Annotated in this window: 10 protein-coding genes; 2 read left to right on the top strand and 8 right to left on the bottom strand. The window is 65.7% G+C overall.

Annotated elements, in window-relative coordinates; translation table 11 throughout:
* Positions 1–47: 47 nt before the first annotated feature.
* The 4 genes from AC5LXK_RS37115 to AC5LXK_RS37130 all read right to left on the bottom strand — a co-directional run bounded on the left by AC5LXK_RS37115 (position 48) and on the right by AC5LXK_RS37130 (position 7,114).
* Positions 48–1,580: an efflux transporter outer membrane subunit gene (locus AC5LXK_RS37115; protein ID WP_493394596.1), complete on the bottom strand. Its 1,533-nt coding sequence runs from the start codon at positions 1,578–1,580 to the stop codon at positions 48–50.
* Positions 1,581–1,582: 2 nt separating this feature from the next.
* Positions 1,583–4,774: an efflux RND transporter permease subunit gene (locus AC5LXK_RS37120; RefSeq protein ID WP_493394597.1), complete on the bottom strand. Its 3,192-nt coding sequence runs from the start codon at positions 4,772–4,774 to the stop codon at positions 1,583–1,585.
* A gap of 15 nt (positions 4,775–4,789) precedes the next feature.
* Entirely contained in the window at positions 4,790–6,004 is a 1,215-nt protein-coding gene (locus tag AC5LXK_RS37125; RefSeq protein WP_493394598.1) for an efflux RND transporter periplasmic adaptor subunit, read from the bottom strand.
* A 228-nt stretch (positions 6,005–6,232) separates the two neighbouring features.
* Positions 6,233–7,114, bottom strand: a complete 882-nt coding sequence (locus AC5LXK_RS37130) for a LysR family transcriptional regulator (protein ID WP_493394599.1) — start codon at positions 7,112–7,114, stop codon at positions 6,233–6,235.
* A 590-nt stretch (positions 7,115–7,704) separates the two neighbouring features.
* Here AC5LXK_RS37130 and AC5LXK_RS37135 point away from each other — a divergent pair.
* Entirely contained in the window at positions 7,705–8,685 is a 981-nt protein-coding gene (locus tag AC5LXK_RS37135; protein WP_493394600.1) for an AraC family transcriptional regulator, read from the top strand.
* A gap of 213 nt (positions 8,686–8,898) precedes the next feature.
* Here the strand turns inward: AC5LXK_RS37135 and AC5LXK_RS37140 are convergent, their stop codons facing one another.
* The 3 genes from AC5LXK_RS37140 to AC5LXK_RS37150 all read right to left on the bottom strand — a co-directional run bounded on the left by AC5LXK_RS37140 (position 8,899) and on the right by AC5LXK_RS37150 (position 12,683).
* Positions 8,899–9,861, bottom strand: a complete 963-nt coding sequence (locus AC5LXK_RS37140) for a sulfonate ABC transporter substrate-binding protein (RefSeq protein WP_493394601.1) — start codon at positions 9,859–9,861, stop codon at positions 8,899–8,901.
* Between the two features lie 267 nt (positions 9,862–10,128).
* On the bottom strand, positions 10,129–11,079 hold the full coding sequence (locus AC5LXK_RS37145) for a LysR family transcriptional regulator (protein ID WP_493394602.1): 951 nt from the start codon (positions 11,077–11,079) through the stop codon (positions 10,129–10,131).
* 305 nt (positions 11,080–11,384) lie between these two features.
* On the bottom strand, positions 11,385–12,683 hold the full coding sequence (locus tag AC5LXK_RS37150) for an adenylosuccinate synthase (protein ID WP_493394603.1): 1,299 nt from the start codon (positions 12,681–12,683) through the stop codon (positions 11,385–11,387).
* 140 nt (positions 12,684–12,823) lie between these two features.
* Between AC5LXK_RS37150 and gcvA the strand changes: the two genes are divergently transcribed.
* Complete coding sequence (gene gcvA / locus AC5LXK_RS37155; protein ID WP_493394604.1) at positions 12,824–13,729, top strand: transcriptional regulator GcvA; 906 nt, start codon at positions 12,824–12,826, stop codon at positions 13,727–13,729.
* 153 nt (positions 13,730–13,882) lie between these two features.
* On the opposite strand, the gene AC5LXK_RS37160 is transcribed toward gcvA, so the two are convergent.
* Positions 13,883–14,197 carry a DUF4148 domain-containing protein gene (locus AC5LXK_RS37160; RefSeq protein ID WP_493395080.1) on the bottom strand — a complete coding sequence of 105 codons (315 nt, stop codon included), beginning with the start codon at positions 14,195–14,197 and terminating at the stop codon, positions 13,883–13,885.
* Positions 14,198–16,729 lie beyond the last annotated feature (2,532 nt).

The raw sequence follows: 16,729 nt of genomic DNA on the forward strand, positions 1-16,729 counted from the left end.
CGGTTCGGCGGACAAACGCGGTTTCCCGCGCCTGCCCTTCTCTGCGCTTACCCGTTCGCCGCTGCCGCCGACGCCGCCGCCGGAGCGGCCGCCTTGTCGTAGTCGACCGGCGCATCCGGCGCGCGCGGCGTCTCGCCGGCCCGCTGGACCCACCCGCCGCCCAGTGCGCGGTACAGGTCGACCAGGTTCGTCCAGCGCGCCAGACGCGCGCTGATCAGCGTCTGCTGCGCCGAGTACAGATCCGTCTGCGCGGTCAGCACCGACAGGTAGCTGTCCACACCGTTCTTGTAGCGCAGGTCCGACAGATCGAAACGTCGCTGCTGCGCGTGCTCGTTGCGCTCCAGCGCCGCGATCTGCTGGTCGTACGTACCGCGTGCGGCCAGCCCGTCCGACACTTCGCGGAACGCCGACTGGATCGCCTTCTCGTAGTTCGCGATCTCGATGCGCTTCTGCACGTGCGCGAGATCGAGGTTCGCGATGTTCTGCCCGCCCTCGAAGATCGGCAGCGCGATGTTCGGCGCGAACGACCACGCCGCCGTGCCGGCCTTGAACAGGCCACCCAGCGTCGGGCTCGCGGTGCCGAACGCGGCCGTCAGCGAGATCTTCGGGAAGAACGCCGCGCGTGCCGCGCCGATGTTCGCGTTCGCGGCCAGCAGCGTCTGCTCGGCCTGCATCACGTCCGGACGGCGCGTGAGCAGATCCGACGGCAGCCCGGCCGGCACGTCCGTCAGCAGGTTCTGCGCGTCGAGCGGCATGCCCGCCGGCAGGTCGTCCGGCAGCGGCTCGCCGATCAGCAGCACCAGCGCATTCAGCGCCTGCGCGCGGGCACGTGCCTGCGCCTGCTGGTTCGCGAGCGCCTGCTCGACCACCGTCTGCGCCTGACGCAGGTCGAGCTCGGAGCCCGTGCCGTTGTCGAACTGCAGCTTCGTCAGGTTGTACGACGCCTGCGCGGACTTCAGCGTGTCTTCCGTGACCTTCAGCAGGTCGTCGGTCGACAGCAGCGTCAGGTACTGGTCAGCCACCTGCGACACCAGCGAGATCTCGGAGGCCTGCCGCGCATACGCGGTCGACAGGTACTGCGCGAGCGCCTGGTCCTTCAGGCTCTGCACGCGGCCGAACAGGTCGAGCTCCCACGAAGCGGACAGCCCGACGTTGTAGGTCGACGTGATGTTCTGACCCGGCACCGACGTCAGCGCATTCGGCAGACGCTGGCGATTGCCGGTGCCCGTCGCGCTGAGCGTCGGGAACAGGCCCGCGCGCGTGATCTGGTACTGCGCGCGCGCCGCCTCGATGTTCAGCACCGACACGCGCAGGTCGCGGTTGTTCCTCAGTGCGATTTCGATCAGCCGCTGCAGGCGCGGATCGACGAAGAATTCGCGCCAGCCGATGGCGGTCGCCGCCTGGCCGTTCGCGCTGCGCGCGCCGGCCGCACCCGGCTGCGTCGCATAGACGCCGCCGGCCGGGTACGCCTGCGCGACGGGTGCGTCGGGCCGCTTGTAATGCGGCGCCAATGTGCAGCCCGTGGCGAACAGCGCGGCAGCCAGTGCCGCCACCGTTGCAGTCAAAGCATGTTTTTGCATCGTTACTGCCCCTTCGAATCGTGTGCGTCGTCGTGACCGCGCTGCAGGTCGCCCTGCACGAGACGCCATGCGTCGTCGACGTTTTCCGTCTCGCCGCTGAAGATCGCGCGAACCCGCACGAAGAACATCGGAATCATGAAGATCGCGAGGAACGTCGCCGTGATCATCCCGCCGATCACGCCGGTACCGATCGCGTGCTGGCTCGCCGAGCCCGCACCGTTGCTGATCGCGAGCGGCAGCACGCCGAGCATGAACGCGAGCGACGTCATCAGGATCGGACGCAGCCGCAGGCGCGCCGCCTCGATCGCCGCCCGCACCGGCCCCATGTTCCCGTTCGCCTGCAGCTCGCGCGCGAACTCGACGATCAGGATCGCGTTCTTCGCCGACAAGCCCACGGTAGTCAGCAGGCCGACCTGGAAGAACACGTCGTTCTCGAGGCCGCGCAGCATCGTCGCGAGCAGCGCGCCGACCACGCCGAGCGGCACGACCATGATCACCGAGAACGGGATCGACCAGCTTTCATACAGCGCCGCGAGACACAGGAACACGACGAGGATCGAGATCGCGTACAGGATCGGCGCCTGCGAACCGGACTGGATTTCCTGGAACGACAGGCCCGTCCACGAATAGCCGATGCCGTCCGGCAGCTTGCTCGCGAGCGCTTCCATCGCGGCCATCGCCTGGCCGGTCGACTTGCCTTCCGCGGCCTGCCCCTGGATCTCGATCGACGACACGCCGTTGTAACGCTCGAGCTTCGGCGAGCCGTAGCTCCAGTGGCCGGTCGAGAACGCGCTGAACGGCACCATCCCGCCCGAGCTGTTGCGCACGTACCAGATGTTCATGTCTTCCGGCGTCATCCGGAACGGCGCGTCCGACTGCACGTAGACCTTCTTGATCCGGCCGTCGGTATCGAGGAAGTTGTTCACGTACTGCGATGCCCACGCGATCGAGAACGTCTGGTCGATCGCGGCGGCCGTCACGCCGAGCGCGTTCGCCTTCTCGCGGTCGATATCGACCTTGTACTGCGGTGTGTCGTTCAGGCCGTTCGGGCGGACCAGCGCCAGTGCAGGATCCTTCGACGCCATTCCGAGCAGCTGGCCGCGCGCGGCCATCAACGCTTCGTGGCCGAGACCGGCGTTGTCCGTCAGCTCGAAGTCGAAGCCGGCGGCCGTGCCGAGTTCGGGAATCGACGGCGGGTTGAACGGGATCACCATCGCGTCCTTGTACGTCGAATAGTGCGCGAAGGTCCGGCCGATCAGCGCCTGGACCTTCTGGTCCGAACGCTGGCGGTGCTCGTACGGTTTCAGCTTCACGAACACGAGGCCCGCGTTCTGGCCGCGGCCCGCGAAGCTGAAGCCGTTGACCGTGAACACCGAGTCGACCACGTCCTTCTCGGCGGTCGTCAGGTACGTGTTGATGTTGTCGAGCGTCTTGCCGGTGGTTTCCTGCGTGGAGCCCGACGGCGTCTGCACGATCATGAACATGTAGCCCTGGTCTTCATCGGGCAGGAACGACTTCGGCAGGCGCGCGAACATCACGCCGACCGCGATGAACACGGCCAGGTAGATCACGAGCCAGCGGCCCGAGCGGCGAATCACGTGGTTCACGCCGCCCGTGTAGCGATCGCGGCTGCGGTCGAAGGTCCGGTTGAACCAGCCGAAGAAGCCCTTCTTCTCTTCGTGATGCCCTTGCGGGATCGGCTTGAGGATCGTCGCGCACAATGCCGGCGTCAGGATAAGCGCGACCAGCACCGACAGCACCATCGCCGACACGATCGTCAGCGAGAACTGACGATAGATCGCGCCGACCGACCCGCCGGAGAACGCGACCGGCACGAACACCGCCGACAGCACGAGCGCCACGCCGACGAGTGCGCCGGTGATCTGGCTCATCGCCTTGCGGGTCGCCTCCTTCGGCGACAAGCCCTCTTCGGCCATCACGCGCTCGACGTTCTCGACCACCACGATCGCATCGTCCACCAGCAGGCCGATCGCGAGCACGAGGCCGAACATCGACAGCGTGTTGATCGAGAAGCCGGCGAGGCCCATGATCGCGAACGTGCCGAGCAGCACGACCGGCACCGCGATCGTCGGGATGATCGTCGCCCGCAGGTTCTGCAGGAACAGGTACATCACGAGGAACACGAGCACGATGCCCTCGATCAGCGTCTTGACCACTTCCTCGATCGACAGGCGCACGAACGGCGTCGTGTCATACGGGTAGTGCACGACGAGACCGTGCGGGAAGTATTTCGACAGTTCGTCGATCTTCGCCCGCAGCGCGGTCGCGGTCGCCAGCGCGTTCGCGCCGGTCGCGAGCTGGATGCCAAGGCCGGCCGTCGGCTGCCCCATGTACTTCGTGTCGAACGTGTAGTTCTCCGAACCCAGCGCCGCGCGGCCGACGTCCTTCAGCCGGACCTGCGAGCCGTCCTGGTTGACCTTCAGCAGGATATTGCCGAACTGCTCGGGCGTGCGCAGCAGCGTCGATTCGGTGATCGTCGCCTGCAGCACGGTGCCCGGCTTCGCCGGCGTGCCGCCGATCTGGCCGCCCGCGATCTGCACGTTCTGCTGCGTGATCGCAGTCGATACGTCGATCGGCGTGAGGCTGTAGTTGGTCAGCTTGACGGGGTCGAGCCAGATCCGCATCGAGAACTGCGAACCGAGCAGCAGCGTCTGGCCGACGCCGTTCACGCGGCTCAGCGGGTCGAGCACGTGCGAAGCCACGTAGTTCGTCAGGTCCTCCTTGGACATGCGGCCGTCCTCGGAGTTGAACGCGAACCACATCAGCCAGTTGCTGCTCGACTTCGTGACCTGCATGCCGAGCTGCTGCACGACCTGCGGCAGGTTCGGCGTCGCGAGCGACAGCTTGTTCTGCACCTGCACCTGCGCGACGTCCGGATTCGTGCCCGGCGAGAACGTCAGCGTGATCGTCGCATTGCCCGAATCGTCGCTCGTCGACGACATGTACAGGAAATTGTCGAGACCGCTCATCTGCTGCTCGATCACCTGCGTGACCGTGTCTTCCACCGTCTTCGCGGAAGCACCCGGATAGTTCGCCTGGATCTGGATCGTCGGCGGTGCGATCGTCGGATACTGCGCGATCGGCATCTTGAAGATCGATGCGACGCCGGCCAGCATCAGCACGATCGCGATCACCCACGCGAAGATCGGGCGATCGATAAAGAACTTGGCCATGAAACGGACTCCCTGTTATTGCGCGGCCGACGCGGCGGCCGAACTCGCCGGCGCAGCGCTTGCCGGTGTGGCGGATGCGGCATCCGGCGCCGATGCGAGCTGCGCGGCGACGGTCTTCACGGTCGCACCCGGACGCACCTTGTCGACGCCCTGCACGATCACGTGATCGCCTGCTTGCAGACCGCCTTCGACGATCCAGTCCTGCCCGTACGTGCCGGCCGTCGTGAGCGGTCGCGTCTCGACCTTGTTGGCCGGATTCACGACCAGTGCGATCGCCTGGCCCTTCTGGTCATGCGTGACGCCGATCTGCGGCACCAGGAACGCGTTCTCGTTCACGCCTTCCTCGATCCGTGCACGCACGAACATCCCCGGCAGCAGCACACGGCCCGCGTTCGGGAAGATCGCGCGGATCGTCACCGAGCCGGTGGTCTGGTCGACCGTCACGTCCGAGAACTGCAGCTTGCCCGGCTCCGGGTAGGTCTTGCCGTCTTCCAGGATCAGCGACACCTTCGCCGCGCCCGGACCGGTCGTCTTCAGGCGGCCGCTCTGCACGTCCTGGCGCAGCTTCAGCCCGTCGAGGCTCGACTGCGTGAGGTCCACGTACACCGGATCGAGCTGTTGCACCGTCGACATCAGCGTCGCCTGGCTCGCCTGCACGTATGCGCCCGGCGTCACCTGCGAAATGCCGACCCGGCCCGAAACAGGCGACACGACATCCGTATAGCCGAGGTTGATCTGCGCGGTGTCGACCGCTGCCTTGCCGGCCGCGACGTCCGCCGCGGCCTGGCCTTGCGTGGCCACCGCGTTGTCGTAGTCCTGCTTGCTGACCGCGTTCGCGGCCACCAGCACCTTGTAGCGCGCAACCAGCGCGTTCTGCGTGACGAGGTTCGCCTGCGCCCTCGCGAGCGTCGCCTTCGCGCTGTTCAGCGCGGCGACGTACGGCGCCGGGTCGATCTTGTAGAGGCGCTGGCCGGCCTTGACGTCGGTGCCTTCGGTGAATTCACGGCGCAGCACGATGCCGTCGACCCGCGCACGCACCTGTGCGACGAGGAACGCGCTGGTGCGGCCCGGCAGTTCGGTCACTGCCGGCACGGCTTGCGGCTGCACGGTGACGACGCCGACTTCCGGCGTTTGCGGCGGCGGTGCCGATTCTTTTTTCCCGCACGCGGCCAGGAAAACGGCAGCCGTTGCTGCAGTGATTAAGCGGTATGGAACCCGTTCGACGCGCATGGAGCGACCTCTCACAATTAGACGACCTTCAATGGGAATCACCAGATCTCCTCATGGCCCTGACGCGCGGCGGCAATGCTGCTGCCGGTCCGCCACGCATGCGGACGTGTGTTGCGGGTGTTCGTTGCACCCTGCGGAGCGTTCGTTCGACGAACTGCTCTTCAGAAAAAGGAACGGCGCGCCCACGGCCCCGGCGGGCACGGGTTGCCGTGGCGGCCAGCCGGGCCGCTAGCGCGCGGGCCGGAACGCGGCGCCGGCGAATTCGACGAACGCGCGCGCGGCGGCCGGCAAATGCGCGGCTCGCGCATGCGCGAGCTTCAGCGTGACGGGCGCGAGCGGGCGGACCGGTGCGATCCGCACGAGCGTGCCGGCCGCCAGATCGGCGTCGACGAGATACGCGGGCAGCACGGCCGCGCCCATGCCGGCCACGGCCAGCCGTCGTGCCATCTCGAGATGGCCGACGCCCGCATTGCCGGGCACCGTGCCCGGTCGAATCGCGGCCGCAGGGCCGTCGTCGGTCGCCGGCAGTTCGAGCCGCACGGCCGCAAGATCCGGCCAGTCGCCGGACGCCGCCGCGCCACCGTGCGTGGCGACGTAACCCGGCGCCGCGACGCGCACGGATTCGTACGCGGCCAGCGTATGCAGCGCGTGCGCACCGGACACCGGCATGCCGTCGGTCAGGAACGCGACGTCGATGTCTTCCGAGGTCAGGTCGACGTGCGCATCGGTCAGCGTCACGGTCGGCCGCACGTCCGGAAACAGGTGCACGAAGCGATCGAGCAACCCACTCAACTGGCTGAGCCCGAACGCGACCGGCGCGGCCACGCGCAATGCGCCTTCCGGCTTGCTGCCCATCGCGACGAAGCGGCCGTCGATCTCGTCGATCGCACCGAGAATCCGCTCGACGCGTGCGAGATACAGCTCGCCGATTTCCGTCAGCGACTGGTGGCTGGTGCTGCGTTGAAGCAGGCGCGCGCCGAGGCGCGTTTCGAGCGCGTCGACCAGCCGGCTCGCCATCGCCGTCGACACGCGCAGCCGCGTCGCCGCCCGGCGAAACCCGCCTTCCCTTGCCACCGTCACGAATGCCCGAATCGATTGAAGTTGGTCCATTTGTCCGGATTCCCTGCGCGGACGGCTGCCGTTATGCCTGCATCCGGCGCTGCGCCGCCGGTCCGCATCGGCCCGGCCAATGCAGCGGCACCGACGCCGGTTCAACCGGGTCGGTCGGCACGCTCGCGGCAAGCACGTGCCGGCAAGCAACGGGCGCAAGCCGGCCTCGGCTGGCCCGATGCACGATCATTCGATAGCAGTCCTGAGTCTTTTACAGCGGTTCGCGGCGGCGACGGCACGGTAGCGCCGGCGGCGCCCGCGCATCATGCGGCGGTCCTGCCCGGATCATCCGGGCGCGCTGGAACACATTTCCTTCAGCAGGTGCAATGGTATGAAAACCGCCGGAAAATGGCTTGCCCGATCCTGCGATTGTTTTGCCTTAATTTCCGAATTTGTGCGCTGCACACCGCGCAACGACGGGCGACACGGATGCCGACCCTGCAGGTCCGGATGATCGGGCTAATTTCAGACAGGTTTAGGCAATCCCGCGCACACAACTGGCCGTACGATGTGACCGCCGCGCCGGCACCTCGACAGGGCATCGCAGCCGCGCGCATTGCATCGCTCACTCCGCCAACCGCTCACCCGACATGGAAATCGACGCCCGAACGCCGCCGCAACCGCGCATCCCGCCTGATCACGACCACCGATCACCGGCCCGGCCGCCCGCGGCCCGGCTCGCGGCGCTCATCGCCGCGTACGCGCCGCACGACGGCGCGTTCGACCTCCCGGTGCACGGCATGCGCATCTCGCGTGCATCCGTCGCGCCGCCGCAGTGGAACCACGGCGTACACCACGCGTGCCTGAGCATCGTCGGACAAGGCGCGAAGTCGATGCGGGCCGGCGACGATACCTACACGATCGATACCTCACGGATGCTGGTCGCAACCGCCGACGTGCCGGTCACGGGCCGCGTGATGCACGCGAACCCGGCAGAACCGTTTCTTTACGCTCAGCTCGAACTCGATCCGGCCCGCATCGCGGCGCTCACGCCGCGCGTGTTTCCGCGCGGGCTGCCGAAAGCCTTCGACTGCAGCGCGCTCGACACGCACGACGCAACGCCGGAAATCGTCGACGCAATCGCACGATTGATGCAGCTGATCGCGCAACCGGACGACCTCGACCTGCTCGCGCCGCTGATCGTCGACGAAATCCTGATCCGGCTGCTGCGCGGCCCGTCGGGCGTGCGCGTCGCGCAGGTCGGCGAAGCCGGTTCGACGACGCAGCGCATCTCGCGCGCCGTCGCATGGATTCGCGACCACTACCTCGATCCGATGACGGTCGACTCGCTCGCGCGACAGGTGGACATGAGCCCGTCGACCTTCCACCACCATTTCCGCGCGGTCACGTCGATGAGCCCGTTGCAATGCCAGAAGGTGCTGCGGCTGCAGGAGGCGCGCCGCCTGATGTGCGTGTCGGCGATGGATGCACGGCAGGCGTGCCACAGCGTCGGCTACGTGAGCGCGTCGCAGTTCAGCCGAGAATATGCGCGGCTGTTCGGCGATGCGCCGGGCCGTGACGTCGCGAGGCTGCGCGGCGCAGCGGTGCCGTTGTCGCGCGTCGTGCCATGAACCACTTCAAGTGCGGCGCGTACGCGAGCGCGCGGCGCCCGTCTTCCGGCCGGCGTTCGCTTCTCGGCCTGCACGGCTTCGTCGATGCGGCGCACGAATACTCGGCGGACGATGTGGGCCGGGGCGCGCCGACCGGCCGTACGTGTACCCGATCCCGGACGACGTCGCGCTGCCGTTCCGCCGTTGAGCCCGTCGTGCTGGCCGACTGCGCCGTTACGCCAGCGCGGGCGGCGCAGCCTGGCTGACGTCGACGCGCTTCGGCAGCACGCCGGCCTGGTAGAACACGTCCGCGATACGCTGCTGGTACGCGAGCGTGTCGCGCGTGACGGGCTCGACACCGAAGCGCGCGCGGCGAAACGCGAGCGCGACGGCCGACTCCGGAATCCCCCAGAGCTTCGAGAACTCGGCCGCGCCCTGCGCGCGGTTCGTATCGAGCCAGCGCTGCACGGCCGTCAGTTCCGACACGGCGACGTCGAGCACGTCGGCATTGCGCTGCGCATACGTGCGTGACGCGAAGTAGTAGCCGCGATTCTCGACGAGCCCCGTACCGTCCACGACGATACGCGCGCCGAACGCCTGCTGGACCACCGCAAGGAACGGATCCCAGATGATCCACGCATCGACCGAGCGGTTCTCGAATGCGGCGCGCGCATCGGATGGCGACAGCCAGACCGGCGTGACGTCCGCATAGTTGAGCTTCGCGGCCTGCAGCAGCCGGACCAGCAGGAAGTGCGTGTTCGATCCCTTCACCAGCGCGATGCGCTTGCCGCGCAGGTCCGCAAAGGTCTTGACCGGCGAATCCTTCGGGACGATCAGCGCCTCGGCCGCGGGGCCCGACGGCGTTTGTGCGTAATAGACGAGCGGCGCCCCGGCTGCGAGAGCGAAGATCGGCGGCGCTTCGCCGACATCGCCGAAATCGATCGATCCCGCGTTCAATGCCTCGAGCTGCGGCGGGCCCGACGGAAACTCGGTCCACGTGACATTCACGCCGAGCGCCGCGAGCTTGCCCTGCAGCGTGCCGCGCGCCTTCAACAGGGTGAGCGGTCCTTTCTGATAGCCGATCCGCAATGTCCGTGTGCCAGCCAGCGCGAGGCCCGGATGCACGGCGGCGCCTGCCGCGATCGCCAGGCCGGCATGAAGGAGCCGGCGGCGGGTGCTGGAATGTCGATCTGCCATGTCGTTTCTGGTTCGATGAAGTGAGCACGCCTGGGCGTGCGTATGCGATGAAGCAGGTCGAACCGATTCTAGAAGGTTGTTCCATCGCGTCGAACCAACGATGTTCGATATCGAAAGCAGGCGCTTTCATAAGAGCATGCCGGTTGGCACGGGCGTCGTTGCCCGGACCGGTCGCGCAATTCGCAGTTGGCGCTTGCGTTGAATACAGGACTACAGATTATTTTCGCTCAGGCGATGCGCGGTGCTCACGCACCGGCCTAGCCTGAATCAGGAATTGCGGGACGCGCAGGATGCGTTCAGCGTAGCCTCGTCGACGGCCAGCATCTCGGGCACGCATTCGCGCAGGAAATCGACGAACGTGCGGATCTTCGCGTCGAGGTACTGACGCGACGCATACAGCGTATAGACCGTCAGTTTCTGCAACCGGTAATCGGGCAGCACGCGCACCAGCGCGCCGCTCGCGAGCGCGGGCAGCGCGGCCGACATCGGCAGCGAGCCGATGCCGAGCCCGGCGCGCAACGCGGCGCCGAGCGCGTCGGCAATATTCACCTGGAAATCCGGCAGCGGCAGCTCGAACGTTTCGCGGCCGTTCGGGCCGTCGAGATGCCAGCGGTCGCGCGGAAAGAGCGGCGTGACGATCTGCAGGCACGCATGCCCGGCGAGGTCGCTCACCGTACGCGGCGTGCCGCGCGCCTTCAGGTACGCGGGCGCCGCGCACAGCACGCTGGCCACGTCGCCGAGCCGTTGCGACACGAGCCCGGAATCGGGCAGCTCGGTCGTGCTCAACTGCAGCGACACGTCATAGCCTTCGTCGATGATGTCGGGCACGTGCTGCGACAGCGTCAACTCGACCGCGACCGACGGATAGCGCTCGCGATAGCGTACGACGGCGGGCACCACGTAGGCCTGGCCGAAGCTCGTCGTCGCGTGGACATGCAGCCGCCCGGACGGCTTCGCCTGTGCGTCGGCGGCCTCGGCTTCCGCTTCGTCGATATAGCCCAGGATGCGCTGGCAGCGGTCGAGATAGCGCTGCCCGGCGTCGGTCAGCGCGATGCGGCGCGTGCTGCGATTGAGCAGGCGTGTGCGCAGATGCGTTTCGAGTTGCGCGACTGAGCGCGACGCGTAGGCGGTCGTGATGTCCAGGCGCTGGGCCGCGCTCGTGAAGCTGCCCTCCTCCGCGACCCGGACGAAAATGCGCATCATCTGTAACGTGTCCATCGACCTGTCCCCGGGATTTTGAGATCACGTCGCGCCGTCGTGCGGCCAGGGTGCCGGCGGCTCCGGCACAAGCCGGTCTGGCGCGAATTGTGCGGAACAGTACAGCAGCGCCGCAGGCGTGTCCAGTTTGCCGTACCAGGCGTGATCCGGACGCCGAAGCGTGTCGCGAAGCCGCTCGCGGCGCGGTATCGCGGCCGCCCGGGCATGCGACCGGTCACGCCGACCGGCAAACGGCATCGGGCCGGCAAAAACGACTCGCCAGCCACGATGCCGCGGCGTAATCGACGTCCTTGCCGAGTCGCGCGTTACGCCGCAGCCGTCCCGTCGAAAGGATTACGCAACACGATCGTGTCGTCGCGCTCCGCGCCGGTCGTGATCATCGACACCGGTGCGCCCGCGACGGCCTCGATGCGCGCGATCAAATCCTGCGCCGCGCGCGGCAGTGCCGCTCGCTCGCGCACGCCCTTCACGGTACCCTGCCAGCCGTCGAACCGTTCGTAGACCGGCGTCGCGCGCGACTGCGCATCGAGGCTCGCGGGCAGATGGTCGACCCGCGCACCATCGAGTTCGTAGCCGACGCACAGCGCGATCGATTCGAACCCGTCGAGCACGTCGAGCTTCGTGAGCGCCAGCGAATCGATGCCGGAAATCCTGACGGCCTGCCGCAGTTGCGCGGCATCGAGCCATCCGCAGCGTCGCGGCCGGCCGGTGTTGACGCCGAATTCCTGGCCGCGCGCACGCAACGCTTCGCCGGTGGCGTCGGTCAGCTCGGTGAGAAACGGGCCGCCGCCGACACGCGTCGCGTACACCTTGGTCACGCCCAGGACATGGCCGAGCTTCGATGCCCCCAGCCCGGTGCCGGCCGCCGCAGCCGACGCCACGGTGCCCGACGACGTCACGAACGGGTACGAGCCCCAGTCGATATCCAGCATCACGGCCTGCGAGCCCTCGAACAGGATGCGTTCGCCGCGATCGGTCGCGTCGTTGAGGTCGGCCCAGACGGGACGCACGAACGGCAGGATCTTCGGCGCCAGCGCGACCAGCGTCGCCAGCATCGCGTCGCGGTCATGCTCGTCGAGCCCCAGCCCGCGGAACCACGCGTTGTGATGGTCGACGAGCACGTCGAGTTTGGCGGCCAGCCGGCCCGGTTCCGCGAGATCGCCGACGCGCAGCCCGCGACGCCCGACCTTGTCCTCATAGGCCGGCCCGATCCCGCGCAGCGTCGTGCCGATGGGTTCGCGGCGCAAGCGCTCCTGCGCCTGGTCGATGGCGCGGTGAATCGGCAGCACCAGCGTCGCGTTCTCGGCGATCGACAGATTGTCCGGGGTCACCGACAGCCCGAGGTCGGCCATCCGCCCGATTTCCGCGAGCAGCGCTTCCGGATCGAGCGCCACGCCGTTGCCGATCACGCCGCGCTTGCCGCGCACGACACCGCTCGGCAGCAGTGCGAGCTTGTACGTCTTGCCGCCGACCACCAGCGTGTGGCCCGCGTTGTGGCCGCCGTTGTAGCGTGCGACGAGATCGGCCTGGGCCGCCAGCCAGTCCACGACACGCCCCTTGCCTTCGTCGCCCCATTGGGCACCTACCACCACCACGTTCGGCATGCTCCGCACTCCATGTGAGAAATTCAGACACTCGTCCGGCCGAGCCGGCCGTTTGTGTGCCATATTGGCGGAGCTGGATCGCCCGATCAAACGATTAAACCTGAACCATCGTGTGAGTAAATTTCACACGAAACGATGCAATGGCCCGACGACTTCCTCCATTGAATTCGCTGCGCGCGTTCGAAGCCGCCGCGCGGCTCGGCAGCTTCACGCTGGCGGCAGACGAGCTATGCGTGACGCATGGCGCGATCAGCCGGCACGTGCAGCAACTGGAGGCGTGGCTCGGGCGGCCGCTGTTCGAGCGCCACAACCGGCGCGTCGAACTGACCGACAGCGGCCGCGCGTACCTCGCCGAGATCGGTGCGTCGTTCGACCGGATCGCGCTCGCCACCGCGCAGCACTTCGGCCACGCGCAGCAGCGCGTGCTGCGTGTCAGCGCGCCTGCGACGTTTTCGCTGCGCTGGCTCGTTCCGAAGCTGTCGTCGTTCCAGGTCGCCCATCCGTCCATCGAGGTACGGCTGTCCACGTCGAACGAGCCGATCGACAAGCTGCGCGACAAGGTCGACCTGATCGTTCGCGGCGGCCCGCAGGCCATCGACGGGTACGTCGCGGAGGAATTCCTGTCCGAAGTGCGGCTGCCGGTGTGTGCGCCGAAGTTGCTGGAGGGCCGGCGGCTGGAAACGCCCGCCGATCTCGCCGGCTTCACGCTGCTGCATGCGGCCACCTATCCGGGCATGTGGCCGGAATGGCTCGCGGCGGCCGGGCATGCGAATCTTGCGCCGCGCCACTCGCTCACGCTCGAGCATTTCTACCTGACGCTGCAAGGTGCGCTCGACGGGCTCGGTGTCGCGATGGGGCCGATCGCGCTCGTCGCGGACGACATCGCCGAAGGCCGGCTCGTGCAGCCGTTCAGCGAACCGGCGCTGCCGCCCTGGCGCTACTTCACGTATGTGGCATCCGCACGCGCCGGTGACGACACCGTACGCGCATTCAAGGACTGGCTGAAGGTAACGGGACACGCTACCGATCCGGGCAAGCGGCGCTGACTGTATCCGCATGCCGGTCGTGCATGCTCACAATATGCAGGATTCCGAATCGAATGAGGCGGACTTGCAAGTATGCGTTTGACTTCGTGCACGCGTGATCGCAACACTCGCGGCAAGCCGCGGATCGAACCGTGGCTTGCCGCCGGACGGCGCTTACTGGCTTGCTGCAGCGCCCGCCTTCTTCTCTGCGTTCTGCAGGTTCTGCGGATAGTTCGGATCGTTGGCGGCCGGCTTGTAGCCGGCGTCTTCGAGTTTCTTCAGTTCGGCGGTGTTCTTCGCACGTGCAGCCTTGTGCTCGGCCTTGCGTTTGGCTTTGGCCGCCTTGTGCGCTTCGCGCTTCGCTGCCTTCGCGTCCTGGGCAGCGGGCGCGCTGGACGCGTCGGTCTGCGCAAACGCGGGGGCTGCCGAGCCGAACAGGAAAGCGGCTGCGGTAGCAGCCAGCGTAAGTTTTCTGATCTGGATTCGCATCGGTGAACTCTCTTTTTTGATAACAATCACGAATTGAAAAACCATCGAGATACCGCCCCTGCCACGATCGGTCGTCATGCCGCGATCGGGACCTGTGCATCATAACCGGGTCGGAAAAAATATGGCGCCGGCGTGACGATCGCGTTGGGGATACACGTATGGGAGACAACGTGACTGCTACCTTGTCGTCGCGTCACTCGAGCGGCGACTTGTGTCTCGCTCGCGTCGGTGACGATAACCGTCACGCACAGTGCAACGCCAGGCACCGATCGCTGTTTCGCGGGTAACGATGCCGACACGTCCATGCGCAACGTGAGCATTGCCGCGCACACACGATCTCCACAGTAATCAACCTGTGCAGCCTGTGCACAGCGTGATCGTTCGGTGCGGCCCGAGCGACGGCGCTTCCCATAAACGGTCACGATTCGATTCGTCGGGTAGCCAGGGCGGTGGCATGGCGTTGCCGTGGTGTGTCGCGACACACCGGCCACCAGTTGCCACGCTGTGATGCAGGCGGCTACCTGTGGAGGTGAAGCTCACCATCGACGGGTATGTCTGGCGGAAAAGAGGCATGCCGTCCGTGCGGTGAAGACCTCGACCGTGATCCCTTCACGCATGCACCGAGGCGTCGCAACAACGGGCAATGCCGTTGCAGGGGTATGTGCATGGCAGGGAAGTCGGAACAAGACTCGCCAACCTGTGCGGCCGTGCCGGCCGTCATGTCTGGTGCCACACGTGCACGCCCCCACAGGCTTTTCATTTGATCTCTTCGGCGATCACGGATCCGGACGCTGTCGGGGTCGTCACAGTTCGCCGATACCTTTGGCTTTGTCTGATCGGTGAGCTTTTACGGGATTCCGCGTCTCGGGAAGGTGAGGATGTTCGGGATCGTGGCCGGATTCGATTACGGTGAGCTTCGCCATCGACGGTATCTTCACGTTGGGTCGAAACGAACTCTCGATCGGCCCGGGAGCCTCGCGGTCCATCCGTCGGCATGTCGGTTGCGGATTCGCTTTCGGGCCGTGCCAGGCGTTTCTCGTCGAGCCTCGGCATCACGGTATCGCCTCCGGGTTGATCCAAAGGTAGAAAACCTGACGGCCAAGAGAAGGGGAAGTGGTCTGGTGCGATTTCCTCTGCGCACAGTCCACAGGCTAAATTTGGCGAGAAGGGTCGACTGGCGATCGGCAAAAAAACTTGTCTGCAGACGCGGCAGCGCGAGTACAAAAAACCATTCTCGGACGACCCGGGATGATTTCGAACTGCTGTGGGGGTGCCCGACGAAACCCGCGCGTCCGGTCGCGAATTCTTTCTATCGGTCAACCACAGGGGGCTGATGCGAGCACGACGGGATTTTCCGGTCCCATAAATGGGAACCTGTACGTCGGATCCGGGGATTTATCCGTGATTTCCTCCCATAGGTTTCTACGTTTGGGGCTTTGTGAGTGGGCACTCACCTCTTCTGGATGCCTTGTCAGGCCTGGGCCTTGGTAAAACAAGGCGTCAGGCGGATGTTTACCAGGGTTGGGGGGAGAATCGGGACGCGTCGTGCACCACAGATGGCTCCCATTGGTAGCGGTTTATGGGGTTCGTCTTTCTGTGGAAGCACACGTGTGTTTACATCTTTGGTAAACCACGTTTACTTCTTTAACTACTTTTAGACGGCTCACAGCCTTGTCTGGCAAGGGTTTGAGGGGTGTTCGGTACCCATTTATGGGAGCACAGGTGGAAGGGTCTGGGGTTTCAGGTGTGTGGATTTGGGGTTTTGGGTACCGAGTTGTGGGGAATCAGGGTTGTGGATATGGGGTGAGCGTAGCCGGTTATGGGAAATGGGCCGTGAATCACGTCGGGTAGCCGTCTATGGGAACGCATGAAGGTAGCCTTTTATGGTGCACTTTTCCGGATCCGTAAGTGCCTGGTCACACAGGTGTTTTTTTCAGGGAGCCATTTATGGGGAACATTAAAGGTACCCGTTTATGGGTAAGGATCGGGGACCTTCGATTGCGTTTCGGCGGAATGCCTGACGGACGGTTTCCTATGAACCGGATCGGTGCTGCGGAAAGGTAGCCTGTTGTGGGGATACAGGATGGTTGCCGTTTATGGGAAGGATTTCTAGCTTCGAAGTGGAAAACCTGATCGGGACCAAAGTCGAAGTCTGCTGACAGGTACCCTCTTATGGGAATCGATTAAGGTAGCAGGTTATGGGAGTAAAACCGGGCTGTGCTGCAGAGCACCACGAATCCCGTCGGCGATCGCGATTCCCTCGTTTGCTTCCCATGGATGGTTACCTTCGCGAGGCAATTCTCGTGCCGGGTTTGCGCATCCCGACAGGAAAGGTAGCGACTTTTGGGAGGCATTTTGGCCAAAAGGTAGACGGATATGGGGCTTCGAATAGATCGATCAATCACGAATTTCCCTTTTGTATCTGCAGGTTAGCGCATATAGTGCAAGTAATGCTGGAGCAGGGACGTTGCTCCGTCGCGCGAAAAGGTATAAAGTCCGCTATCAATAAGGCAACCTTATCCGGACAACACG

It is taken from the genome of Burkholderia pulmonis (genome assembly GCF_984667975.1).

Excerpts from the sequence above, each read along its gene's own strand:
- AC5LXK_RS37145 (WP_493394602.1), bottom strand. The coding sequence starts at position 11,079 with ATGGACACGTTACAGATGATGCGCATTTTCGTCCGGGTCGCGGAGGAG.
- AC5LXK_RS37130 (WP_493394599.1), bottom strand. The coding sequence starts at position 7,114 with ATGGACCAACTTCAATCGATTCGGGCATTCGTGACGGTGGCAAGGGAA.
- AC5LXK_RS37140 (WP_493394601.1), bottom strand. The coding sequence starts at position 9,861 with ATGGCAGATCGACATTCCAGCACCCGCCGCCGGCTCCTTCATGCCGGC.
- gcvA (WP_493394604.1), top strand. The coding sequence starts at position 12,824 with ATGGCCCGACGACTTCCTCCATTGAATTCGCTGCGCGCGTTCGAAGCC.
- AC5LXK_RS37160 (WP_493395080.1), bottom strand. The coding sequence starts at position 14,197 with ATGCGAATCCAGATCAGAAAACTTACGCTGGCTGCTACCGCAGCCGCT.
- AC5LXK_RS37125 (WP_493394598.1), bottom strand. The coding sequence starts at position 6,004 with ATGCGCGTCGAACGGGTTCCATACCGCTTAATCACTGCAGCAACGGCT.
- AC5LXK_RS37135 (WP_493394600.1), top strand. The coding sequence starts at position 7,705 with ATGGAAATCGACGCCCGAACGCCGCCGCAACCGCGCATCCCGCCTGAT.
- AC5LXK_RS37150 (WP_493394603.1), bottom strand. The coding sequence starts at position 12,683 with ATGCCGAACGTGGTGGTGGTAGGTGCCCAATGGGGCGACGAAGGCAAG.
- AC5LXK_RS37120 (WP_493394597.1), bottom strand. The coding sequence starts at position 4,774 with ATGGCCAAGTTCTTTATCGATCGCCCGATCTTCGCGTGGGTGATCGCG.
- AC5LXK_RS37115 (WP_493394596.1), bottom strand. The coding sequence starts at position 1,580 with ATGCAAAAACATGCTTTGACTGCAACGGTGGCGGCACTGGCTGCCGCG.